The sequence below is a fragment of the Actinocorallia sp. A-T 12471 genome (assembly GCF_033875155.1).
Lineage (GTDB): Bacteria > Actinomycetota > Actinomycetes > Streptosporangiales > Streptosporangiaceae > Actinocorallia.
On sequence record NZ_JAWZTE010000001.1, the window covers coordinates 950,018 to 972,271 of the forward strand.

Below are 22,254 nucleotides of genomic sequence, written 5' to 3' on the forward strand. Positions count from 1 at the left end.
CATGCGCGCTCCCCTCGACCGCCTCGCGGCGCGAGGGGTTTTTTGTTGGCCGGGAACCCCGTTGGCCGGGAACCGCAGATCGGCCGCAACCGAGACCCTCCTCCCTCCTTCCGAAGGAAATACAGATGACCGAGCAGATGACCGGGGCTCAGGCACTGGTCCGTGCCTTGGAGAACGTCGGCGTCGACACCGTGTTCGGGATTCCGGGCGGGGCGATCCTTCCGGCCTACGACCCGCTCTACGACTCGCAGAAGCTGCGGCACATCCTGGTCAGGCACGAGCAGGGCGCGGGCCACGCCGCGCAGGGCTACGCCCAGGCCACGGGCCGCGTCGGGGTCTGTATGGCGACGTCGGGGCCCGGCGCGACCAACCTGGTGACGCCGATCGCCGACGCCTACATGGACTCCGTCCCGATGGTCGCGATCACCGGGCAGGTGTCGTCCAAGGCGATCGGCACCGACGCCTTCCAGGAAGCCGACATCTCCGGCATCACCCTGCCGATCACCAAGCACAACTTCCTCGTCACCGACCCGCGTGACATCGCGCGGACCATCGTCGAGGCGTTCCACATCGCGGGCACCGGACGTCCCGGGCCCGTCCTGGTCGACATCGCCAAGGACGCGCTGCAGGCCACGTTCGAGTTCGTGTGGGGCGAGGAGATGCGGCTTCCGGGCTACCGTCCCGTCACCCGGCCGCACTCCAAGCAGGTCCGCGAGGCGGCCCGGCTGATCACGGACGCCAAGCGGCCCGTCCTTTATGTCGGCGGCGGCGTCATCAAGGCGCGCGCGTCCGAGGAGCTGCGGGTCCTGGCCGAACTGACCGGCGCGCCGGTCATCACCACGCTGATGGCGCTGGGGGCGTTCCCCGACGGCCACCCGCAGCACATGGGCATGCCCGGCATGCACGGCACCGTCGGCGCGGTCGGCGCGCTCCAGAAGGCCGACCTCATCGTCGCCCTCGGCGCGCGTTTTGACGACCGCGTCACCGGCGACCTCGACTCCTTCGCCCCGTACGCCACGGTCGTGCACGCCGACATCGACCCCGCCGAGATCTCCAAGAACCGGCACGCCGACGTCCCCATCGTCGGCGACGCCCGCGAGGTCATCGCCGACCTCATCGTCGCGATCCAGGCCGAGCAGGCCGCCGGCCGCACCGCCGACTACGCCGCCTGGTGGAAGCAGCTGAACGCGTGGAAGGAGACCTACGCGCTCGGCTACGACACCCCCCCGAACGGGGAGCTCGCCCCCCAGTACGTCATCGAACGGCTCGGCAAGATCGCCGGACCCGACGCGCTGTACTGCGCGGGCGTCGGCCAGCACCAGATGTGGGCGTCGCAGTTCATCGCCTATGAGCAGCCCGGGTCGTTCATCAACTCCGGCGGCGCGGGGACCATGGGCTTCGCCGTCCCGGCCGCGATGGGCGCCAAGGTCGGCGCGCCCGACAAGGTCGTGTGGGCCATCGACGGCGACGGCTGCTTCCAGATGACCAACCAGGAGCTCGTCACCTGCGCCGTCGAGGGCATCCCGATCAAGATCGCCCTCATCAACAACGGTAACCTCGGCATGGTCCGGCAGTGGCAGACCCTCTTCTACGACGGCCGCTACTCCAACACCAAGCTGCACTCCAAGCGCATCCCCGACTTCGTGAAGCTCGCCGACGCCTACGGCTGCGAGGGCCTGCGGGTCGAGCGCGCCGAAGAGGTCGACGCCGCCATCGAGAAGGCGATGGCGATCAACGACCGCCCGGTCGTCATCGACTTCGTCGTCCACGACGACGCGATGGTCTGGCCGATGGTCGCGGCGGGCTCTAGCAACGACGACATCAAGTACGCGCGGGACCTCGCGCCGAAGTGGGAGCACGAAGACTGATGAGCCGGCACACACTCTCCGTTCTCGTCGAGAACAAGCCGGGGGTCCTGGTCCGCATAGCGGGTCTGTTCTCCCGCCGCGGCTTCAACATCGACTCCCTCGCCGTCGGCGAGACCGAGCACCCGGAGATCTCCCGGATCACGATCGTCGTGGACGTCCACGACCTTCCGCTGGAGCAGGTCACCAAGCAGCTGAACAAGCTCGTCAACGTGCTCAAGATCGTGGAGCTCGACCCGTCGTCGTCGGTGCAGCGCGAGCTGATCCTCGTCAAGGTCGCCACCTCCGCCGAGATCCGCTCCCAGGTCCTGGAGATCGTCCAGATGTTCCGGGCCAAGGTCGTCGACGTCGCCCACGACGCGCTGACGATCGAGGCGACCGGCAACCGTGACAAGCTAGAGGCGCTGCTGAAGTGCCTCGAGCCGTTCGGTATCAAGGAACTTGTGCAGTCGGGCATCATCGCGGTCGGCCGCGGCGCCCGCTCCATCTCCGATCGTTCGCTGCGTGCGCTCGAATCGCGCAGCGCGTAACCCACGAGAAAGGCAACAGCCCCACCATGGCTGAGATGTTCTACGACAACGACGCTGACCTGAGCATCATCCAGGGCAAGAGCGTCGCGGTGATCGGCTACGGCTCCCAGGGTCACGCGCACGCGCTCTCCCTGCGCGACTCCGGCGTCGACGTGCGGGTCGGCCTGCCCGAGGGATCGAAGTCCCGGGCCAAGGCCGAGGCCGACGGCCTGCGCGTGCTCACGCCCCGCGAGGCGGCCGCCGAAGCGAACCTGATCATGATCCTCGCGCCGGACCACCTGCAGCGCGGCATCTATGAGAACGACATCAAGCCCGAGCTGGCGGAGGGCGACGCGCTCTTCTTCGGCCACGGCCTGAACATCCGCTTCGGCCTGATCGAGCCGCCGGCGGGCGTGGACGTCGCCATGGTCGCCCCCAAGGGCCCGGGCCACCTGGTCCGCCGCCAGTTCGAGGACGGCCGGGGCGTCCCGGTGATCGTCGCGGTGGAGAAGGACGAGTCCGGCAACGCCTGGCCGCTGGCCCTGTCGTACGCCAAGGGCATCGGCGGTCTGCGCGCGGGCGGCATCAAGACCACCTTCACCGAGGAGACCGAGACCGACCTGTTCGGCGAGCAGGCCGTGCTGTGCGGCGGCACCGCCGAGCTGATCAAGACCGGCTTCGAGGTCCTGGTCGAGGCCGGCTACCAGCCCGAGGTCGCCTACTTCGAGTGCCTGCACGAGCTCAAGCTGATCGTCGACCTCATCTACGAGGGCGGCATCCAGAAGATGTACTGGTCGGTGTCCGACACCGCTGAGTTCGGCGGCTACACCCGCGGCCCGCGCATCATCACCGCCGACACCAAGGCGGAGATGAAGAAGATCCTCGCCGAGATCCAGTCCGGCGAGTTCGTCAAGGAGCTGGTGACGGAGTTCGACGCCGGCCAGCCGAACCACCTGAAGTACCGCGAGGAGCTCGGCTCCCACCCGATCGAGGTCACCGGCGCCAAGCTGCGCCCGATGTTCTCCTGGCTGAACGACTGACGTTCGGCTCAGCGCCCGCCCGCCGCCCCTTTCCGGGGAGGCGGGCGGTTCGTCGTTTTCCGGGGTGCGCGGGTGTGCGGGACGGGCGGGGGTGGGTAGGTCTCGTGCGGTAGGCGAACCGGTCTTCGGGGGGAGACGAGATGCGTGCTGTTGCCGTGCGGGACTTCGGGGCGGAGCCCGAGCTGATGGAGCTTCCCGCGCCCGAGGCGGGCCCCGGCGAGATCCTCGTGCGGCTCAGGGTCGCCGGGATCAACCCGTTCGACTGGAAGGCCGCCGACGGCGCCATGCGCGACTCCGTCGACCACCACTTCCCGATGATCATGGGCTCGGACGGCGCGGGCGTGGTCGAGCGGGTCGGCGCGGGCGTCAGCAGGTTCAAGGTCGGCGACGCCGTCTACGGCCAGTTCATGCGCGTCCAGCAGGGTCTTGGGTCGTACGCGGACTACGCCGTGGCCGATGAGCACGGACCCGTCGCGAAGTTCCCCGAGGGCCTGCCCTACACCTGGGCCGCCGCCCTCCCGACGGCGAGCAGCACCGCCTACAACCTCGTCGAGACGACCAAGATCGAACCGGGCACCGTCGTGCTGATCAACGGCGCGACCGGCGGCGTCGGGCAGTCGGCCGTCCAGCTCGCCGCGAACAAGGGCGCGCACGTCATCGCCACCGCCGATCCCGACATGTCGGACTACATGCTGGAGCTCGGCGCGACGGAGACCATCGACTTCACCCGCGACTCGGTCATCCAGGACGTCCTTGAGTCCCACCCGGGCGGCATCGACGTCGTCATCGACCTCGTCACCCACACCAGGGGCGACACCCCCCTCGTGGCCGTCCTCCGCCGCGGCGGCATCTACATCAGCACCCTCGGCGCGGCCGACCCCGACGCCCTCGCCGCGATCGACATCCAAGGCGCGAACCTCTACAACCGCGCAACCCCCGAACTCCTCGCCCTCCTGGCCGAACTGGCCGACGGCGGCCGCCTCAAAGTCCACATAGACCACGAAATCCGCCTTGACGACGCCCCCGCCACCATCACCACCCTCCGCACCACCCACTCCAACGGCAAAACCGTAATAATCCTCTGAACCCCGGCCCCTTTCCCTGAAGGAAAGGGGCCTCACTTTCTCGACATTCTTATCTTTTCACAACAAATCCACACAATAAGAATTCCGGAAATTCGGATTTCCTAGAACGATCGCGGAAGCCTCCCCTAGCGTCACACCCATGCCAGTTTCCACACCACACGAGGCGCGGACACTCCTCATCAGGGAGAACCCGTCACTCGCCGCGCACTTCTGCGAACGACTGGGAATCAAACCCCCGGAAGGCTGCGTGCCGGTCCTCGGCTCAGAAGACTGCAACGTCCTAAAGCCACTCGAACTGACCAGGGACCGCACCGTCCTGTTCCGGGGCGGTGACGGCAAGACCGAGTTCGCGGTGTGCTTCGAGGTCCAGTTGCGCAAGGACGAATCACGCCGCTTCGCGTGGCCCATGTACGTCGTCCGGCTGTTCCACGACCTGCGTTGCCCCGTCGTCCTGCTGGTGCTCACCACCGACGAGAACGTGCGCACCTGGTGCGCCGCCGGGTTCGAGGTCGGCCATCCCGGCTTTGTGCTCTACCCGCTCGTCGTGACCCCCGAGCACATCGACCGGATCACCACGGTCGCCGAGGCCGCGGGGAACATTGAGCTCGCGGTCCTTTCCGCTCTCACGTTCGGGGACGAACCGGGTGGGGTCGTGGTTCTGGACGCTGTTTTCGCGGCGCTCGCGACCATAGATCCCGACACCGCGGCCCAGTACAGTGAAATCATCGCCGCTTCCCTGAGGGGAAGTGGACGAGAACATGTGGAGGAACTTGTGGTCATCAAGGACTTTCAGTACACCAGCCGTCTCGCTCAGCGGCTCAGGGCCGAGGGCAAAGCCGAGGGGGCGGCGGAGAAGCAGGCCGAGTTCGTCGTGATGGCGCTTCAGCGGCGTGGGGTGTGCGTGTCGGCGGAGGAGCGGGCGCGGATACTCGCGTGCGCGGACCTGGAGACGCTGGACCGCTGGCTCGACCGTGCGTTCACGGTCGAGAAGGCGGCCGACGTGTTCGACGGCTGACGCTTTCGCGGCGTAGGGGGGGCCTCCCGGGGGGAGGCCCCTTGGGGTTAGAGGGGGTGGTGGGGGGGTTTGGGGGTGGGGTGGGGGGAGGCGGCGGCGAGGAGGGAGGTGAGGAGGGGGAGGGCCAGGCAGAGGGCGGTTAGGGGGAGCCAGGGGATTTCGGTTAGGGGGCCGTGGGGGGTTGTTAGGTAGGGGGAGTCGGTGGGGGTGGTTAGGGGGCGGGTTACGGCTATGCCGGGGGGGAGGCCGGCCAGGAGGCCGAGGGCGCAGCCCAGGAGGGCTACGAAGGCGGTTTGGGAGGCGCGGATGAGGCGGAGGGTGCGGGGGCGGGCGCCGAGGACGGTGAGGGTCGTCATGTCGGGACGGGAGTCCGCGGCGGCCAGGGCCGTGGCGATGAGGGTGGCCAGGAGGACGAGGAACGCGGCGGTGCCGGTGAGGGCGAGGGCGACGACGGTGTCGCCGTCGCGGTGGTAGCCGGTCTCGGTGTACAGGCGGACGTCGAAGGGGGCGATCGCGTTCTTGAGGCGGTCGGCCTGGGCGTCGGTGAGCGGCTTGGTGATGATCAGGGCGGTGGTGCGGGTCGGGAGGTCTGTTCTGTCGGCCAGCGCGGGTGGCAGCAGGCTGACCAGCTCGGGGCCGACCGGGCGCGGCGAGAGCGTCGCGGGGAACACCGGGGCCTCGGACGGCTCGGCCGTGTCGCCCGGCGTCGCGGTGGGCGGGTTCTCGGGGGCGTCCGGGAGGTAGCTCTCGGGGGAGTGGTACGCGAAGCGGACCCGGGCGTCCTTGAGCATCGTGCGGTCGAAGACGACTGCCTCGCCCCGGGTGAGCGCGGCGTTGACCGTGGGATCGTCGACGCCGAGGAGGAGCGCCGCGGTCTCGGGGCCGCCGACCAGGTGACGTGTGCCGAACGGCAGGTTCTGCGGTCCGTAGTAGGAGCAGGAACAGTCGGGGGATAGCGCGCGCACGGACTCGTCAAGGCCGGCGAGGCGGTGCACTGTCGCGCCGGGCAGGGCGCTGCTCGCGGCGGCGGCGACGGCCTCGGTCTCGGCCCCGGAGAACCCGCCGATGACCGTGTTGCCCTCGGCCGTGCGTGGGACGTACTCGAGGCGTTCCTGTTCCAGGTCGCTCGCCATGCCGATGGACAGGGCGGTGAACGCCGCGACGGTCGCCATGACGGCGGCGACGGCGGGCGCGGTGCGGGCGCGGTTGCGTCCGGCGTCGCGGACGGCGATCCGCAGCGGCAGCGGGAGCCGTCCGGCGAAGTGGGCGCAGACGGCGACGGCCATCGGCGTCAGCAGTACGAACCCGAGGACCAGCGGGACGGTGCCGAGCGCGGGCCCGAGCTCGCGCAGCTCCCACAGCGTCGCCCAGATGAACCCGAGCCCGCCGACGATGAGCAGCGCCCCGAGGACGGGCACGCCCCGGCTGACGCGCGGCTCCTCACGCCGTCCGGCGAGGACGGCGGCCGGGTCGGTGCGCCCGGCGTCCCGCGCCGGAAGCCACGCGGCCGCAAGCGCGCTTACCAGCGCGAGCACGACGACGAAGACGATGCCGCCGGGACGGAACGTCCACGGGTGCAGAGGGGTGGCGCGCTGCGGCTCGATGATGGCGCGCAGGCCGAGCGCGAGGCCGAACCCGAGGACGGTGCCGGTGACCGCGGCGATCGCGCCGAGGACGAGCCCGCCGCCGAGGACGACCGCGCGCAGCTGTCCGGGGGTGCCGCCCGCGGCGGAGATCCTGGCGAGCAGGAGCCGCTGTCGCCGCAGTCCGACGGCGAACGCGGGCCCGGCCAGCAGGACGGTCTCCAGCACGATCATCGTCACGAGCAGCCCGCTGATGGCGGTCGCCGTCGGCGTCCCGGTCTCGAAGGGGAAGGACCCCTGGCTGTTGCCGTCGTCGCCCCAGAGGTGCTGGAGCCCGACGATCGCGGCGATCGGGAGGGCGATCATCGCGATGATGAGGGCGCTGCGGCCCTTGGCGGCGAGGGCGTCGCGCAGGGCGATGCGCAGCAGTGCGGTGCGGGAGCTCATCGGGCGGGCTCCTCGGTGAGCGCGCCGTCGTGCAGGAAGACGACGCGGTCGGCGTAGGCGGCGTGCCGTGACTCGTGCGTGGCCATCAGGCAGGAGGCTCCGGCGTCGCAGCGCGCGCGCAGGACCTTCATGATCTCCTCGCCGGTGGTGGAGTCGAGGGAGCCGGCTGGTTCGTCGGCGAGCAGGAGGGCGCGTTCGCCGACGAGCGCGCGGGCGATCGCGACGCGCTGCCGCTGCCCGCCGGACAGCTGGTCGGGGAAGCGGTCGGCGGCGTCGCCGAGCCCGACCTCGGTGAGCGCGGCGTACGCCTCGGTGCGGGCCTGTGCGGTGCGGACGCCGTCGAGCTCACGCGGGAGCATGACGTTCTCCAGCGCGCTGAGCGCGGGGATGAGGTTGAGGTCCTGGAAGACATAGCCGACGGTGCGGCGGCGCAGCGCGGCGAGCTGGACGCGGTCGCCGGTGAGCAGCCGTTCGGCGACGAGCACCTCGCCGCGCGTCGGACGCTCGAGCCCGCCCGCGACGTTGAGCAGTGTCGTCTTGCCGGAGCCCGACGCGCCCATGACGGCGACGAACTCGCCGGCCTCGACCGTCAAGGACAGACCGCGCAGGGCGTGGACGAGGGAGGCTCCGCTTCCGAAGTCGCGATGGACGTCGCGGAGGTCGAGCACACTCATGGGCGTTCCTCGGGTTGGAGGGATTCGGGGAGTCAGCGGGCGGCGAGGGTGCGTTCGCAGTGGTCGAGCCACCGGATCTCGGCTTCCGCCTGGAAGATCTGCGCGTCGATGACGAGCGCCTGGGCGGGGTCGGCCGCGCCGAGTTTGCGCCGGGTGAGGTCGCGCATCGCCGCGAGCGTCGCCGCGCGCTGCACCTGGACGACGGCGCGCACGTCGACGCCGGGTCCGGCGAGCGCGAGCGCGAGCTTGACGACGAGTTCGTCGCGCGGCCGGTCGGCCCGGGTGATGGGGGCGGTGAACCAGCGGGACGCCTCGGCGCGGCCGACTTCGGTGGCGGCGTAGCACTGGCGGCCTTCGGCGTCGGTCTCGGCGTGCTCGACGAGCCCGTCGCGTTCGAGTCTGCCGAGGGTGGTGTAGACCTGCCCGATGTTCAGCGGCCACGCGCCGCCGGTCGCCGCCTCGAACTCGGCGCGCAACTGGTAGCCGTAGCGGGGCCCTCGGGCGAGGAGCGCCAGTAGGCCGTGACGGATCGACATACATACTGAGTATGCATACCGAGTATGTATCCGACAAGGGGGCGAGGCCGCCCAGATCGGCGCGGGCCGTGTCGGAGTCGCGCGAAAAGGCCGTCCGGGCCTACCGTTCAGGGTTGTCCGCAGCGCCATCCATCCCAAAGCGGAGCCCTTCACCAGTGACGACGACACCGACCCTCAGCATCACCCGCGAGATCCTTCGCGTGTACGACCAGCGTTTCCTCGAGGTGGAGCAGCCCGTGCGCAGGCAGGTGGTGACCGCCACCAAGGGGATGCTCGGGGGCCTGCTCACCGCCGAGGTCAGGCAGGAGCTGCCGGAGGGCCAGCGGCTGCGCGCGTTCTGCATCGAGAACGAGCTGTTCGAGGAGCTGGAACGGCTCATCGCCGACGAGCTCGCCGGACGCAAGGAAGGCGCGGTCGTCGTGGGCGGCAGGGTGTACGCCGTCTACCCCTACCTGCGCGGCGTGCCCCGCCAGGACGCCGACATCACCGACGAGGTCGGCGTCGAACACGTCATCAGCGGCCTGTCGTGGGACCGGAGCGGACGGCTCAAAATCGCCGGACGGGCGGCGATCTCCCGGGTGCAGGCGCGCGGCCAGGCCGTCAAGCTCATCCTGCGCGACGGCGACGAGAGCGTCGAGCACGCCGTCTCCACGACGGGGGAGGAGTTCGAGTACGTCCTGGAACCTCCCGGAACCGGCCTGTGGACCGTCGACGTCGAGGTGACGGTGCTCGGCCTGCGCCGCACCGCCCCCTTCGGCACAGTCAAGGCCGACGGCTTCAAGCCGCCCAAGCCGCGCGACGGCGTCACCCTCGACCTGTCCGACGGCCTGTGGATCGGCATCGACTCCACGCCCCTGCCCCGACCTCGCCGTTTCTGGGAGTTGGGGCGGTCCCGTCGGGCCTGACGCCCCGGCGGGGATAGAGTGGACCACGGGCGCGGCACGAGGGCGTGGCGGCCTTTCACCTGCAAAGATCTCACCTCAAGGACTCCCACGTTGAGCAAGCCAGTCGTCCTCGTAGCCGAAGAGCTGTCTCCGGCCGGTATCGCCGTCCTGGAGAACGACTTCGAGGTCCGTTACGTGGACGGTGCCGACCGCGCCGCTCTGCTGCCCGCCGTCGCCGACGTCGACGCCCTGATCATCCGTTCGGCCACCAAGGCCAACGCGGAGGTCTTCGACCACGCCAAGCGCCTGCGGGTCGTCGCCCGCGCCGGCGTCGGGCTGGACAACGTCGACGTCGAAGCCGCCACCAAGGCGGGCGTGATGGTCGTCAACGCGCCCACCTCCAACATCGTCACCGCCGCCGAGCACGCCATCGCGCTGCTGCTCGCCACGGCCCGCAACGTCCCGCAGGGCCACTCCGCGCTCAAGCAGGGCGAGTGGAAGCGCTCCAAGTACACCGGCGTCGAGCTCCAGGGCAAGACCGTCGGCGTGCTCGGCCTCGGCCGCATCGGCGTCCTGGTCGCCCAGCGCCTCGCCGGGTTCGACATGGACGTCATCGCCTACGACCCCTACATCCAGGCCGCGCGCGCCGCGCAGCTGGGCGTCAAGCTGGTCTCGCTGGATGAGCTGCTCACCCAGGCGGACTTCATCACCGTCCACCTGCCCAAGACCAAGGAGACCCTCGGTCTCATCGGCGACCGCGAGCTGCACATGGTCAAGCCGGAGGTGCGGATCGTCAACGCCGCGCGCGGCGGGATCGTGGACGAGGCCGCGCTCGACCTGGCCCTCACCGAGGGCCGCGTCGCCGGCGCCGGTCTCGACGTGTTCTCCAGCGAGCCGATGACCGAGAGCCCGCTGTTCAAGCACGACAACATCGTCGTCACCCCGCACCTCGGCGCGTCCACCCACGAGGCGCAGGAGAAGGCGGGCACGCAGGTCGCCAAGTCGGTCAAGCTCGCGCTGTCGGGCGAGTTCGTGCCGGACGCGGTCAACGTGCAGGGCGGCGCGGTCGCCGAGGACGTCAAGCCGGGTCTGCCGCTCGCCGAGAAGCTGGGCCGCGTGTTCACCGCGCTGGCCGCCGGCGTCCCGGTCCGGCTCGACGTGATCGTGCGCGGCGAGATCACCGCCCACGACGTCAAGGTGATCGAGCTGGCGGCGCTGAAGGGCGTGTTCTCCGACGTCGTCGAGGAGTCGGTGACCTTCGTCAACGCGCCGCTGGTCGCCTCCGAGCGCGGCGTGGAGGTCTCGCTGGTCACCAGCGAGGAGTCCCCGGCGTGGCGCAACGTCATCACCGTCAAGGGCACCATGGCCGACGGCGAGGTCGTCTCGGTCTCCGGCACCCTGTCCGGTCCGCGCAACTGGGAGCGGATCGTCGAGATCAACGGCTTCGACGTCGAGCTGTCGCCCGCGCCGCACATGGCGATCCTCGGCTACATCGACAAGCCGGGCGTCATCGGCGTCATCGGCAAGCTGCTCGGCGACCGCGGCATCAACATCGCGGGCATGCAGGTCGGCCGTGACGCCAAGGGCGGCAAAGCGCTGACCGTGCTGACCGTCGACTCCGCGATCGACCAGAACGTGCTGGAGTCCATCGCCGAGGAGATCGGCGCGGGCCTGGTCCGCCGGGTCGAGCTCGGCGAGTGACCCTCTGACGCGTAAGACACGCCCGCCCGGCTCGTCCGGGCGGGCGTTCTTCGTTACCGCTGGTCGCGGGGCCGCGGCTGTCCGGAAGCGGTCGGGCGGCGCGGCGGCGCGTGATGCGATGCTTGAACCGTCGCCTCTGGCGGTTGTCTTGACTTCCTCACGGCCGCGTAAGGGCTGCCGCCTGTTTTAGAGAGTTCCGCCCGGCGGCGAGAAATGCGGCGACTGCCCGCTGTAAAAGACACTGGTGAACTGCGAACCGTCGGCAGAAGGCAGGCGTCAGATGGTCCGTGACCGCGAGGTCGAGGTGTGGCCCGGGACGCAACCGAGAGTTGAGGGCTTGTCGTGACGCGCTGGGGAATCTTCGCTCCCGATGTGGGCACCGCGTGGCCGCTGCGCGGCAGGGACGCCGACATGGCCGAGGTGCGGACGGCGGTGCTCGACCCGTCGCTCGCGGGGGCCGTCATCGTCGGGCCGGGCGGCGTCGGCAAGTCGAGGCTGCTGCACGAGTTCGCCGCGACGGTGGACACGCCGGTCCTCGAGGCCAGGGCGGGCCAGGCCCCCGCCGTCCGGTTCGGGGCGTTCGCCCATCTCCTGCCGATACGCACGCCCGTCAAGGACGTCGCGGGGGCGGTCGAGGCGCTGCTGACGCGCGCGGGCGAGGGCACCTTCACCGTCGCCGCCGACGACGTGCACGACCTCGACGCCGACTCGGGCCTGCTGCTCGCCGAACTCGTCGCCACCGGACGCGTCAGGCTCGTCGCCGCGGGCCGTGAGCTGCCCGAGGCGCTGGCCGGGCTCGCGCTCGGCAAGGTCGAGCTCGCCCCGCTGGCCGACCTTGCCGGGCTCGCCGAGGTGGACGAGCCCACCGGCGAGTACCTCGCCGAGGCGACCGGCGGCGACCTGCGGCTGTTGCACGAGCTGCTGCGCGCCGGACGCGCCACCGGCGTCCTGGACGGCGGCCAGTGGAAGGAGGTGCCCGCGCGCTCAGGCGAGGGGCCCGCCTCCCTTGAAGAGGCCATCGCGCGCGCGTCGCTGCTCGCCTCGCTCGGCGCGCCGGAAGAGGCCGAGCTGATGCTCGCCGACGCGCCGCGCCGCCCCGAGGACAAGGCGCGCACCGTGCTCGCCTGCGCCCGCGCGGCCGTCCTCGCCTACGGGCTGGGCCGCGCCGAGGACGCCGACCGGGTCCTGTCCGTCGCGTTGGAGACCGTCGGGATGCCCGCCGCGCGTCAGCGGCTGCTCGCGCAGCGCGCGGCGTTCGCGGTGCACCGGGCGAGCAGCCGCGAGGCGTTCGACCTCGCCGACGACGCCGCCGAGCTCAGCGACGCCGACCCGGCGATCCGCGCGCGGATCGACACCGTCGAGGCGGTCACCGCCGCGCTCACCGGCCAGGCCACGGCCGCGCTCGACAAGGTGCGCGCCGGGCTGCGCCACGCCGACCACTGGCACGAGCACGCCCCCGAGTCCGGGCCGCTGCTCGAGTTCGCGCGGTCCTGGGTGTGGATCAGCGTCGGCGACCTCGACGCCGCCGCCGAGCACGGCGTCCCGTCCGACGATCCCGTCGCGCGCGCCGCGACCCGCGCCCGCGTGGCCCGCGCGCGCGGCCAGGTGCACGCCGCGCTGCGCGAGGGCTGGGACGGCGCGCGGATGCTCGAGCGCGGCAGGTCGCTGTTCGCCGGTCCTTGCCTGGGCGAGCTCGCGCACTCCGCCGCGCTCGCGGGCGACCTCGCGACGGCACGGCACGCGCTCGCCGAGGCCGACCGCCGCGCCCTGCCGACGCTGCGCGCGCTGTGGTTCCCCGTCGCGCTCGCCCGCCCCTGGCTGCTCGTCGCCCAGGGCGCGACCGGCGCGGCAGTCCACGGCCTGCTCGACGCAGCGGCCGCCGCCGAGGCCCTTGAGCTGCGGCCCTATGCGCTGACGGCCCTGCACGACGTCGTCAGGCTCGGCGCGGCCGGCGTCGTCGCCGACCGGCTCGCCCACCTCGCCGAGGACGCCGAGGGCGACCTCGCCGCGCTGTGCGCGCGGCACGCCGAGGCGTCGGCGGCGGGCGACTGGTCGGGCCTGATCGGCGTGTCGTTCGAGTTCGAGGAGCTCGGCATGGCGCTGCACGCGGCCGAGGCCGCCGCGCAGGCCGCCGAGGTGCACTGGGACAAGCAGCAGGCCGCCGCGGCCGGGACCAGGGCCTGGGTGCTCGCCCAGCGCTCGGACCAGGTCCGCACGCCCGCGCTGCGCACCGCCGCCGTGCCCGACCTCAGCCGCATCCAGTACGAGATGGCCGAACTCGTCGCGGCGGGCCGCACCGAGCCGGAGATCGCCGAGCAGATGGCGATGCCGGCCAAGGCCGTCGCCGAGCAGATCGCCGAGATCTGCGCGCGCCTTGGCGTCTCGGGGCCCGAGCGGCTCGCGGTGCTGCTGTCACCGCCGGTCTGAACGCACGAAGCGCCGGGCGGCTGCGTGCCGCCCGGCGCTCGCGTGCGGACTAGGCGTCCGCGTGCGCCGGCTGCGCGACGGCGACGGGAGCCGCCGCGCGCAGTCCGAGCAGGCCGAACACCACGCCGAGCGACGTCCAGAGGATGACGGCTGAGGCGGCCGCCAGAATCCGGAAGTCCCACAGCAGCTCCGGCGGCACCGGAAGCTCGTCGGGGTTGGCCGGGAGCAGGAACAGCACGGCGAGCCCGACGACGCCGACCGCGCCGGTCGCGAGCTGCCGGAGATGGTCGGGCTTCACCCGCAGCGCCGCGTTCACCCGCCACGCGACGAACATCGCCGCGAGGCCGATGACGATGGCGGCGGCCCACGTGACGGTCCGCTGCTCCAGCGTGCCCTCGTCGCCGACGCCCGGAGGATTGGCCGGGTAGCGGACGAACGGGAGCAGCCAGAAGCCCGCGAACGCGGCTCCGGCGAGCGTCAGGGAACGCTGCCAGGGCCGCTCATCGGACGTGCGGCGGAAGACCGCCCAGTAGACGGCGGCGAACAGGATGCCCAGGGCGATGCCCGCCCCGACCGACGACAGGACGAGTCCGAAGTGCTGCTCGGTGCGGGTGAACACCTCCTCGGCGTGCTCGTGGACGCCCGACGCGGCGGCCTCGGCCGCCGAACGCTCGCCTTCGAGCTCGACGGCGCGGTCCATGACGGGTTCGGCGACGAAGAAGCCGAAACCGCCCGAGATGAGGCCCGCGAGGGCACCGGCGATGACGCCCCGGCCGATCAGGCGGGGCAGGAGTTCGGCGGCCATCAGTGGCAGGGCGCGCCGAAGAGGTGCCTACCGTCGTGCGCGAGCTCGTGCAGGACGGTCTGCGGTGCGAAGAAAAGGGCGTAGAGGGTGGCGAACGCCAGCACGACGGCGATGGCCAGGAACACGAAGTTGCGGACGTCGCTGACGGACGCGGGCTGCGCGCCCGCTCCCGCCGTCGTCTCGGGGGTGCTCATAGGGGTCTCCTTTCGGGGTGCCTCGCCCCGAACCAGGGAGGACGACGGGTCAGTGTCCTGACTCTCCGGCCGTGGCCGGATCACAGTGGCGGGACCGTCCCGGACTCTCACCGGGTTCCTGCACACCGTCGCCTCTGTATGTATTTGTCCTTTGGAGGGTCCTCTGCCGCGCGGCGGTTCGTCAAGCAGGCGGGGGAGCGTTCCAGGCCACTTCCCAGGCCACTCCCCAGGTCATTGCGTCGGCGCGATGCCGGACATGTTCTGAAATGTGAGACGGATGACCGATGACTGAGACGGATGCACTAGAATGCCGCCATGGCAACCCGCAACATCCGACTCGCAGTCGTCGCCGGTGACGGCATCGGTCCCGAGGTCGTCGCCGAGGGCCTGAAGGTCCTCGACGTGATCGCCGGTCAGTATGACCTGGCGATCGAGCAGACCGCCTACGACCTGGGCGCGGCCCGGTGGCACAGGACCGGCGAGGTCCTCCCGGACTCGGTCCTCGAGGAGATCCGCGGGCAGGACGCCATCCTCCTCGGCGCGGTCGGCGACCCGACGGTCCCGTCGGGCACCCTGGAGCGCGGGCTGCTGCTGAAGCTGCGCTTCGCCCTCGACCACTACGTGAACCTGCGCCCGGTCAAGCTGTTCCCCGGTGTGCAGACCCCGCTGGCGGACGTCGCCCCCGAGGACATCGACATGATCGTCGTCCGCGAGGGCACCGAGGGGCCGTACACCGGCGTCGGCGGCGTGCTGCGCAAGGGCACCCCGCACGAGATCGCCACCCAGGAGAGCGTCAACACCGCCTTCGGCGTCGAGCGCGTCGTGCGGTACGCCTTCCAGATCGCCGCGGGCCGGCCGCGCAAGAAGCTCACGCTGGTCCACAAGGACAACGTGCTGACCTTCGCGGGCGAGCTGTACCAGCGGATCCTCAAGCAGGTCGGCGCGGAGTTCCCCGAGGTCACCACCGACTACATGCACGTCGACGCGGCGACCATGTTCTTCGTGAACAACCCGTCGCGGTTCGACGTGATCGTCACCGACAACCTGTTCGGCGACATCATCACCGACATCGGCGCGGCCATCGCGGGCGGCATCGGCCTCGCGGCGTCCGGCAACGTCAACCCCGACAGGACCGCGCCGTCGATGTTCGAGCCGGTCCACGGCAGCGCCCCCGACATCGCGGGCCAGGGCAAGGCCGACCCCACGGCCACCATCCTGTCCGTCGCGATGCTCCTCGAGCACCTCGGCCTGCCCGAGGCCGCGCGCAAGATCGAGAAGGCCGTCGGCGACGACCTGACCGAGCGGACCGGCGCGCGCAGCACCCAGCAGGTCGGCGACGCGATCGCCAAGCGAGTAGCCGGGTAGGCGGCAGCCACCTGGTTCCTCGAAGGATCTTCCCCCAAGGGGCCTCAAGGACGGGCGTGCCGCCGACGCGGCGCGCCCGTTCTCGGCTTTCCCGGGTGTGTGCGCCGCGTCCCCCGAGGCCCGCTCGCGTGAACGTGAGACAGAGCACACAATGGAGTGCACCGGAGGTCGTTCCCCGGTGACCCGGAAGAGGTTTGGACAGACATGATCGAGTTCACCGTCAAGCTCGCCGAGCAGCGCAGGTCCCCCGAGGAGCGGGAGGCGGTGCTTGCCGAGCCCGGGTTCGGGCAGGTGTTCACCGAACACATGATCACCATCGAGTGGGACACCGAACGCGGCTGGCACGACGCCCAGCTCCGGCCGTACGGTCCGCTCTCCCTGGACCCGGCCACCAAGGTTTTCCACTACGCCCAGGAGCTGTTCGAGGGCCTCAAGGCGTACCGCCAGCCCGACGGCTCCATCGTCAGCTTCCGGCCCGAGGCCAACGCGGCGCGCTTCAACGTCTCGTGCCGCCGCATGGCCATGCCGGAGCTGCCGGAGGAGACCTTCGTCGAGGCGCTGCGGCTGCTGGTCGACGCCGACCGCGACTGGGTGCCGACCCGTGAGGGCCACAGCCTGTACCTGCGGCCGTTCATCATCGCGACCGAGACGGGCATGGGCGTCAACTACCCGTCGAGCAAGTACCTGTTCTGTGTGATCGCCTCGCCGTCGGCCGCGTACTTCTCCGGCGCGATCAAGCCGGTGTCGGTGTGGCTGTCGACCGAGTACACCAGGGCCGCGCCCGGCGGCACGGGCTTCGCCAAGTGCGGCGGCAACTACGCCGCGGCGTTCGTCGCGCAGCAGGAGGCCGTCGCGCAGGGCTGCGACCAGGTCGTCTGGCTGGACGCCGCCGAGCACCGCTGGGTGGAGGAGATGGGCGGCATGAACCTCTTCTTCGTTTACGGCTCAGGCGCGGACGCCCGGGTGATCACGCCGCCGGCCACCGGCACGATCCTTCCCGGGATCACCAGGGACTCTCTTCTTCGCCTCGCGCCCGACCTCGGGATCAAGGTGTCGGAGGAGCCGATCAGCGTCGAGCAGTGGCGCGACGACGTCGCCTCCGGCGCGCTCACCGAGGTCTTCGCCTGCGGCACCGCCGCCGTCATCACCCCCGTCGGCCGCGTCAAGGGCGCGGACGGCGAGTTCACCATCTCCACCGAGGGCGGCCCCGTCACCCTCCGCCTCCGCGAAGAACTCGTCGGCATCCAGTACGGCAACCGCCCCGACCCCTACAAGTGGATCAGCCGGCTCGCCTGAGCTGACCACCAGAGGGCCGGACGCCGCGCGCGTCCGGCCCTTGTGATGTGTGTCTCGTAATGTGAGATCCGTGTGACGGGCTCGTAACACGTGTGGCAGACTGCGTAGCGTTATGCGCTCCGGCCTGATCATTATCGGACGGCGCGTCGGCTAAAAGGACATCGCCGGCGCGCAGACCTCTCACGTCCCGTGGGGGGTCTTTTTGTTTCGCCGGACCTTGCGATCTGAGGGGCACCCACCGATGAGCGACGGCTTCCACGTCTACGACACCACCCTGCGGGACGGATCCCAGCAGGAGGGACTGAACCTGAGTGTGCAGGACAAGCTGGTGATCGCCCGGCACCTCGACGCGCTCGGCGTGGGCTTCATCGAGGGCGGCTGGCCCGGCGCGAACCCGAAGGACACCGAGTTCTTCCGGCTCGCCCGCACCGAACTCGACCTGAAGCACGCCAAGCTCGCCGCGTTCGGCGCGACCCGCCGCGCCGGACTGAAGGCCGCCGACGACCCGCAGGTCGCCGCGCTGCGCGACTCGCGCGCCCCGGTCGTCACGCTGGTGGCCAAGGCGCACGACAGGCACGTCGAACTCGCGCTGCGCACGACCCTCGCGGAGAACCTTGCGATGATCCGCGACACCGTCGCGCACCTGCGGGCCGAGGGCCAGCGGGTCTTCGTGGACGCCGAGCACTTCTTCGACGGCTACAAGGCCAACCGCGCGTACGCCCTCGAGGCCGTCCTCGCCGCCGCCGAGGCCGGGGCCGACGTCGTCGCGCTGTGCGACACCAACGGCGGCATGCTCCCCGACGAGCTCGCCGACGTGGTCCACGACGTCGTGTCGTCCGGCGCGCGCGTCGGCATCCACTGCCACGACGACTCCGGCTGCGCCGTCGCCAACTCCCTGGCCGCCGTCCGGGCGGGCGCGACCCACGTCCAGGGCTGCGCGAACGGGTACGGGGAGCGGTCGGGCAACGCCAACCTCTTCACCGTCGTCGGCAACCTCCAGCTGAAGCGCGGGATGGACCTCGTCAGCGCCGACCAGCTCGCCGACATGACCCGGATCGCGCACGCCGTCTCGGAAGTCACCAATATGACCCTCGGGTCGCAGGCCCCGTATGTCGGGTACTCGGCTTTCGCGCACAAGGCCGGGCTGCACGCCTCGGCCGTCAAGGTCGACCCCGACCTGTACCAGCACATCGACCCGGCGAAGGTCGGCAACGACATGCGGATGCTGGTGTCCTCGATGTCGGGGCGGGCTTCGGTCGAGCTGAAGGGCAAGGAGCTGGGCTACGACCTTTCGGGGGAGAAGGCCGCGGAGGTCGTCACGCGGGTGAAGGACCTCGAGTCGCGCGGGTACACCTTCGAGGCCGCGGACGCGTCGTTCGAGCTGCTGCTGCGCGAGGAGCTCGCCGGGGCGAAGACGTCGTACTTCAAGGTCGAGTCGTGGCGCGTGATCGTGGAGCAGCGGCCGGACGGGGTGCAGGTCAGCGAGGCGACCGTCAAGGTGCACGCCAAGGGCGAGCGGATCGTGTCGACCGGCGAGGGCAACGGGCCCGTCAACGCGCTCGACACGGCCCTGCGGGTCGCGCTCGAGCGGCTGTACCCGGAGCTTGCGACGCTCGAGCTCGTCGACTTCCGGGTGCGGATCCTCGAGGGGTCGCACGGCACCGACGCCGTCACCCGGGTCCTCATCGACTCCTCCGACGGCAAGGCCGAGTGGGGGACCGTCGGCGTCGGGGAGAACATCATCGCGGCGTCGTGGGAGGCGCTGGAGGAGGCCGTGACCTACTGCCTGCTCCGCGCGGGTTACGACGCGTCCTGAATTTGGTAGAAACCCGATCATGCCTAAGGTAGCGGACAACCCGCAGCGACAGAGGTACGAGGTCTTCACCGACGACGGGGAGCTCGCGGGCTTCTCCACGTACACGCTGCGGCAGGGTGTGATCACGTTCCTGCACACCGAGATCGACATGGCCTACGAGGGCCAGGGGCTCGGCAGCAGGCTCGTGCGGGGCGAACTCGAGGACGCGCGGGCGCGGGGGTTCAAGGTCGTCCCGCGCTGCCCGTTCGTGAAGGAGTACATGTCCCGGCATCCGGACTTCGAGGACATCCGGGCCTGACCGGCCGCCTCGTCGGGCCGGTGCGATCGCTGATCGCACCGGCCCGCGCGCTTACTTCGGCTCCACCTTCTGGATGACCTCGAAGCCCCATAGCTCAGCGGCCGTCGAGGCCGGGCCGCCGTGCCCGTGGCCGTGTCCGTGCCCGTGGCCCTGGCCGGACGCCTGCGCGTCGGCCGCCGCCTTGGCGTGGCCCTGGACGAACGCCGAGCTCTTCGTCCAGTTCTCGAAGTCCTCCTCGCTGCGCCAGCGGGTGTAGACGAGGTACTTGTCCGTGCCGTCCGTGGGACGCAGCAGCTCGAAGCCCTCAAAACCATCCGAACCCTCAACAAGCCCGGCGCGCGCCCCGAACCGCTTCTCCAGCTCCGCGCCCATCCCCTCGGGCACCGTCAACACGTTGATCTTCACGACCGACACGTCATCGTCTCCTTCGTCGGGCCCGGCCCCGATCAAGCCGGGCACGGAAACCCACGGTACTGGGGGCGGCGGCGCGCGCGGGGGCGCACCCGCGCTGTGGCGTGCGGGGCTCGGCGCTGGCCGGACCCGGTCGTACCGGACGGAACGGGCGTCGGGCGGACGGCCTCGCACGTTGCCGGGAGGGCTGGCGAACCCGTCGCGTGGGCGGGGCGTCGGAACTCGGTGGGACACGTCGGACGGGCGGGGAGGAGCAGGGGTGGGCGGCGAGAAGGAGCGGGCCACGCGCGGGGACCTGCCGTTGCCGGGCAGGGCCAGGGTCCGGCGTGACAGGCCGAGGGACGACGTCCCGGTGGCGGTCGCCGCGGCGAAGGCCAAGGAGGAGCTCGAAGAGACGGTCGTAGACGGCGTACAGGGGGATCCGTCGGAGTGGACCGTCGTAGACAAGCCCGTCAGGCAGCGTGACGTACCTGTGGCCGGTAAGGGCGTCGGGGAGACGACTGTCGTAGACGATGACGACACCGGGCCGCTGGCGCTGCCGCTGCTACCGCCGCCAAGGCCGGAGCCCGACGTGGTGTTCGGACCCGTCGTCGGAGCCGACGACGAGACCGGGCCGCAGCCTCCGCTGCCCGTCCTCATGGAACTGCTCGGGCGCGCGCCCACGGCCGGCGACGGGGCCACACGCGGGGACATGCGCGTCCACCCGCCGATCTCGCCGATCCTCGCCGAGGCGCTGCACAAGCCGCCGAAGCCGAAGGGGAAGGTAGGGCTTGTCATCCCGGGTGTGATCGTCAGCGGGCTGCTGGTGATCGGGGTCGTCGCGGCGCTCATCTGGCCCGAGGCGTCACGTCGGCCGCAGAGCGCACCCGCGTCCGGGGCCGCGCCGACGAGCGCCGCGCCGAGCGCACAGCCGTCGGACGGGGTGCTGTCGGGGGTCACCCCCGACGGGGTCGGCGTCGTGTACGAGACCGTCGAGGTCGCGACCGGGTACTTCGAGGGGACCCTCACGCTCACGAACGGGACGGGCAGCGTCATCCCGTCGTGGACCGTCACCTTCACGTATCCCGGCGCGTACATCCGCAACGTGTGGGGCGGGCGGCTCACCGACCCCGGCAACGACGTCACGATCGTGAGCGACGCGGCCACGTCGCCGATCCAGCCGGGCGCGAGCGTCGAGATCAGGTTCGGCGGCGGCGGGAGCCCGTCACGGCCGCAGGACTGCGCGTTCGGCGGCACACCCTGCGGGTTCTGACCCGGCCCTGTGGAAAACTGGGCTGATGCGCATCGCTAGGTTCGCCATCGGGGAAGAAGTCGCTTTCGGGGTCGTCGAGGGGGAGGAGATCGCGGCGATCACCGCGCACCCGCTCCTCGGCGACATCACCTTCACGGGGGCCCGCATCCCCCTTGAGGACGTGCGGCTCCTCGCGCCGATCATCCCGAACAAGATCATCGCCGTCGGCCGCAACTACGCCGAGCACGCCCGCGAGATGGGCTCGGAACCGCCAGTCGAGCCGCTGATCTTCAGCAAGCCGTCGACGTCGGTGATCGGGCCGAACCAGGCGATCCTCTACCCGGAGAAGCTGTCCCAGCGCGTCGACTACGAGGGCGAGCTCGCCGTCGTCATCGGCCGGGTCTGCCGTGACGTCTCCGTCGCCCGCGCCCACGAGGTCATCTTCGGCTACACCTGCGCGAACGACGTCACGGCCCGCGACCTCCAGAAAAAAGACGGCCAGTGGACCCGCGCCAAGGGCTTCGACACCTTCTGCCCCCTCGGCCCCTACCTCGTCACCGACGTCGACCCCTCCGACCTCCCCCTCCGCACCCTCGTCAACGGCGAGGTCCGCCAGGACTCCCGCACCTCCGCCATGATCCACCCCATCCCCACCCTCATCGCCCACATCACCCAGGTCATGACCCTCCTCCCCGGCGACGTCATCCTCACCGGCACCCCCGAGGGCATCGGTCCCCTCGACATCGGCGACACCGTCACCATCGACATCCCCACCATCGGCACCCTCACCAACACAGTCCACTCCCGCCCCTAACCGTTTTGCCGACCACTCCCACCATCCTGTAAGCTTCCAACGGTCGCCAGGGAGCCCCCCACCAGGGAGCCCCCCACCGCGATGGGGTATGGTGTAATCGGCAACACGACTGATTCTGGTTCAGTTATTCTAGGTTCGAGTCCTGGTACCCCAGCTAAAAACTTCGACCCACGGCGCGTCTCTCTAAAGAGGACGCGCCTTCGTCATTCCCGGCCCCTGCGGGCGCGCATTGGGAGCACGGTCGATGGCCCCCTACGG

The 22,254-nt window shown here is 70.8% G+C and carries 19 protein-coding genes, 1 tRNA gene, 2 pseudogenes and 1 riboswitch; of the genes and pseudogenes, 16 read left to right on the forward strand and 6 right to left on the reverse strand.

Annotated elements, in window-relative coordinates; genetic code table 11:
• Positions 1-8: 8 nt before the first annotated feature.
• From R9X44_RS04485 to R9X44_RS04505, 5 genes and pseudogenes are all read left to right on the forward strand, one after another.
• Positions 9-1,868 (forward strand): annotated as a pseudogene (locus tag R9X44_RS04485) (acetolactate synthase large subunit); the annotation flags it as partial.
• The gene (gene ilvN, locus R9X44_RS04490) at positions 1,868-2,395 is read left to right on the forward strand and encodes an acetolactate synthase small subunit (RefSeq protein WP_319812655.1); all 528 of its coding nucleotides are present in this window, start codon (positions 1,868-1,870) and stop codon (positions 2,393-2,395) included. The pseudogene R9X44_RS04485 and the gene ilvN, both read left to right, overlap by 1 nt.
• Positions 2,396-2,430: 35 nt before the next feature.
• The gene (gene ilvC / locus R9X44_RS04495; RefSeq protein WP_319812795.1) at positions 2,431-3,414 is read left to right on the forward strand and encodes a ketol-acid reductoisomerase; all 984 of its coding nucleotides are present in this window, start codon (positions 2,431-2,433) and stop codon (positions 3,412-3,414) included.
• A gap of 140 nt (positions 3,415-3,554) precedes the next feature.
• Positions 3,555-4,499, forward strand: a complete 945-nt coding sequence (locus R9X44_RS04500; RefSeq protein ID WP_319812656.1) for an NADP-dependent oxidoreductase — start codon at positions 3,555-3,557, stop codon at positions 4,497-4,499.
• A 139-nt stretch (positions 4,500-4,638) separates the two neighbouring features.
• A complete protein-coding gene (locus R9X44_RS04505) occupies positions 4,639-5,514 on the forward strand; it encodes a hypothetical protein (protein ID WP_319812657.1) in 876 nt (291 codons plus the stop codon).
• 47 nt (positions 5,515-5,561) lie between these two features.
• On the opposite strand, the gene R9X44_RS04510 is transcribed toward R9X44_RS04505, so the two are convergent.
• Genes R9X44_RS04510 through R9X44_RS04520 form a run of 3 tightly spaced genes read right to left on the reverse strand, consistent with a single transcriptional unit; the run spans position 5,562 to position 8,754 of the window.
• A complete protein-coding gene (locus R9X44_RS04510; RefSeq protein WP_319812658.1) occupies positions 5,562-7,544 on the reverse strand; it encodes an FtsX-like permease family protein in 1,983 nt (660 codons plus the stop codon).
• Positions 7,541-8,218 carry an ABC transporter ATP-binding protein gene (locus R9X44_RS04515; RefSeq protein ID WP_319812659.1) on the reverse strand — a complete coding sequence of 226 codons (678 nt, stop codon included), beginning with the start codon at positions 8,216-8,218 and terminating at the stop codon, positions 7,541-7,543. The genes R9X44_RS04510 and R9X44_RS04515 overlap by 4 nt, the downstream gene beginning before the upstream one ends.
• Before the next feature lie 32 nt (positions 8,219-8,250).
• Positions 8,251-8,754 carry a PadR family transcriptional regulator gene (locus R9X44_RS04520; RefSeq protein ID WP_319812660.1) on the reverse strand — a complete coding sequence of 168 codons (504 nt, stop codon included), beginning with the start codon at positions 8,752-8,754 and terminating at the stop codon, positions 8,251-8,253.
• Between the two features lie 155 nt (positions 8,755-8,909).
• On the opposite strand from R9X44_RS04520, the gene R9X44_RS04525 reads away from it, so the two are divergent.
• The 4 genes and pseudogenes from R9X44_RS04525 to R9X44_RS04535 all read left to right on the forward strand — a co-directional run bounded on the left by R9X44_RS04525 (position 8,910) and on the right by R9X44_RS04535 (position 13,766).
• A complete protein-coding gene (locus tag R9X44_RS04525; RefSeq protein ID WP_319812661.1) occupies positions 8,910-9,659 on the forward strand; it encodes a hypothetical protein in 750 nt (249 codons plus the stop codon).
• A 90-nt stretch (positions 9,660-9,749) separates the two neighbouring features.
• Positions 9,750-11,339: a phosphoglycerate dehydrogenase gene (serA, locus tag R9X44_RS04530; RefSeq protein ID WP_319812662.1), complete on the forward strand. Its 1,590-nt coding sequence runs from the start codon at positions 9,750-9,752 to the stop codon at positions 11,337-11,339.
• Positions 11,340-11,529: 190 nt separating this feature from the next.
• A pseudogene (locus tag R9X44_RS35685) lies at positions 11,530-11,574 on the forward strand ((2Fe-2S)-binding protein); the annotation flags it as partial.
• 107 nt (positions 11,575-11,681) lie between these two features.
• Positions 11,682-13,766 (forward strand): hypothetical protein, encoded by a 2,085-nt coding sequence (locus R9X44_RS04535; RefSeq protein ID WP_319812663.1) that lies wholly within the window; start codon positions 11,682-11,684, stop codon positions 13,764-13,766.
• A gap of 49 nt (positions 13,767-13,815) precedes the next feature.
• Here the strand turns inward: R9X44_RS04535 and R9X44_RS04540 are convergent, their stop codons facing one another.
• Both R9X44_RS04540 and R9X44_RS04545 read right to left on the reverse strand, forming a co-directional pair.
• A complete protein-coding gene (locus R9X44_RS04540; RefSeq protein WP_319812664.1) occupies positions 13,816-14,571 on the reverse strand; it encodes a CbtA family protein in 756 nt (251 codons plus the stop codon).
• Positions 14,571-14,765 carry a CbtB domain-containing protein gene (locus R9X44_RS04545; protein ID WP_319812665.1) on the reverse strand — a complete coding sequence of 65 codons (195 nt, stop codon included), beginning with the start codon at positions 14,763-14,765 and terminating at the stop codon, positions 14,571-14,573. The genes R9X44_RS04540 and R9X44_RS04545 overlap by 1 nt, the downstream gene beginning before the upstream one ends.
• Before the next feature lie 29 nt (positions 14,766-14,794).
• A riboswitch (cobalamin riboswitch) is annotated at positions 14,795-14,928 on the reverse strand.
• A 152-nt stretch (positions 14,929-15,080) separates the two neighbouring features.
• Here R9X44_RS04545 and R9X44_RS04550 point away from each other — a divergent pair.
• The 4 genes from R9X44_RS04550 (at position 15,081) to R9X44_RS04565 (ending at position 19,540) form a co-directional block, all read left to right on the forward strand.
• Positions 15,081-16,130: a 3-isopropylmalate dehydrogenase gene (locus tag R9X44_RS04550; RefSeq protein ID WP_319812666.1), complete on the forward strand. Its 1,050-nt coding sequence runs from the start codon at positions 15,081-15,083 to the stop codon at positions 16,128-16,130.
• 204 nt (positions 16,131-16,334) lie between these two features.
• The gene (locus R9X44_RS04555; RefSeq protein ID WP_319812667.1) at positions 16,335-17,426 is read left to right on the forward strand and encodes a branched-chain amino acid aminotransferase; all 1,092 of its coding nucleotides are present in this window, start codon (positions 16,335-16,337) and stop codon (positions 17,424-17,426) included.
• A gap of 241 nt (positions 17,427-17,667) precedes the next feature.
• Positions 17,668-19,242, forward strand: a complete 1,575-nt coding sequence (gene cimA, locus R9X44_RS04560; protein WP_319812668.1) for a citramalate synthase — start codon at positions 17,668-17,670, stop codon at positions 19,240-19,242.
• A 19-nt stretch (positions 19,243-19,261) separates the two neighbouring features.
• Positions 19,262-19,540: a GNAT family N-acetyltransferase gene (locus R9X44_RS04565; RefSeq protein ID WP_319812669.1), complete on the forward strand. Its 279-nt coding sequence runs from the start codon at positions 19,262-19,264 to the stop codon at positions 19,538-19,540.
• 51 nt (positions 19,541-19,591) lie between these two features.
• On the opposite strand, the gene R9X44_RS04570 is transcribed toward R9X44_RS04565, so the two are convergent.
• Complete coding sequence (locus R9X44_RS04570; RefSeq protein WP_319812796.1) at positions 19,592-19,954, reverse strand: antibiotic biosynthesis monooxygenase; 363 nt, start codon at positions 19,952-19,954, stop codon at positions 19,592-19,594.
• A gap of 256 nt (positions 19,955-20,210) precedes the next feature.
• Here R9X44_RS04570 and R9X44_RS04575 point away from each other — a divergent pair, with 256 nt between their 5' ends.
• The 3 genes from R9X44_RS04575 to R9X44_RS04585 all read left to right on the forward strand — a co-directional run bounded on the left by R9X44_RS04575 (position 20,211) and on the right by R9X44_RS04585 (position 22,150).
• The gene (locus R9X44_RS04575) at positions 20,211-21,203 is read left to right on the forward strand and encodes a cellulose binding domain-containing protein (protein ID WP_319812670.1); all 993 of its coding nucleotides are present in this window, start codon (positions 20,211-20,213) and stop codon (positions 21,201-21,203) included.
• A 25-nt stretch (positions 21,204-21,228) separates the two neighbouring features.
• Positions 21,229-21,996, forward strand: a complete 768-nt coding sequence (locus tag R9X44_RS04580; protein ID WP_319812671.1) for a fumarylacetoacetate hydrolase family protein — start codon at positions 21,229-21,231, stop codon at positions 21,994-21,996.
• An 82-nt stretch (positions 21,997-22,078) separates the two neighbouring features.
• Positions 22,079-22,150: transfer RNA gene (locus tag R9X44_RS04585), tRNA-Gln, on the forward strand.
• Positions 22,151-22,254 lie beyond the last annotated feature (104 nt).

Coding starts and splice junctions, on each gene's coding strand:
- ilvN (WP_319812655.1), top strand. CDS start 1,868: ATGAGCCGGCACACACTCTCCGTTCTCGTCGAGAACAAGCCGGGGGTC.
- ilvC (WP_319812795.1), top strand. CDS start 2,431: ATGTTCTACGACAACGACGCTGACCTGAGCATCATCCAGGGCAAGAGC.
- R9X44_RS04500 (WP_319812656.1), top strand. CDS start 3,555: ATGCGTGCTGTTGCCGTGCGGGACTTCGGGGCGGAGCCCGAGCTGATG.
- R9X44_RS04505 (WP_319812657.1), top strand. CDS start 4,639: ATGCCAGTTTCCACACCACACGAGGCGCGGACACTCCTCATCAGGGAG.
- R9X44_RS04510 (WP_319812658.1), bottom strand. CDS start 7,544: ATGAGCTCCCGCACCGCACTGCTGCGCATCGCCCTGCGCGACGCCCTC.
- R9X44_RS04515 (WP_319812659.1), bottom strand. CDS start 8,218: ATGAGTGTGCTCGACCTCCGCGACGTCCATCGCGACTTCGGAAGCGGA.
- R9X44_RS04520 (WP_319812660.1), bottom strand. CDS start 8,754: ATGTCGATCCGTCACGGCCTACTGGCGCTCCTCGCCCGAGGGCCCCGC.
- R9X44_RS04540 (WP_319812664.1), bottom strand. CDS start 14,571: ATGGCCGCCGAACTCCTGCCCCGCCTGATCGGCCGGGGCGTCATCGCC.
- R9X44_RS04545 (WP_319812665.1), bottom strand. CDS start 14,765: ATGAGCACCCCCGAGACGACGGCGGGAGCGGGCGCGCAGCCCGCGTCC.
- R9X44_RS04550 (WP_319812666.1), top strand. CDS start 15,081: ATGGCAACCCGCAACATCCGACTCGCAGTCGTCGCCGGTGACGGCATC.
- R9X44_RS04555 (WP_319812667.1), top strand. CDS start 16,335: ATGATCGAGTTCACCGTCAAGCTCGCCGAGCAGCGCAGGTCCCCCGAG.
- cimA (WP_319812668.1), top strand. CDS start 17,668: ATGAGCGACGGCTTCCACGTCTACGACACCACCCTGCGGGACGGATCC.
- R9X44_RS04565 (WP_319812669.1), top strand. CDS start 19,262: ATGCCTAAGGTAGCGGACAACCCGCAGCGACAGAGGTACGAGGTCTTC.
- R9X44_RS04580 (WP_319812671.1), top strand. CDS start 21,229: ATGCGCATCGCTAGGTTCGCCATCGGGGAAGAAGTCGCTTTCGGGGTC.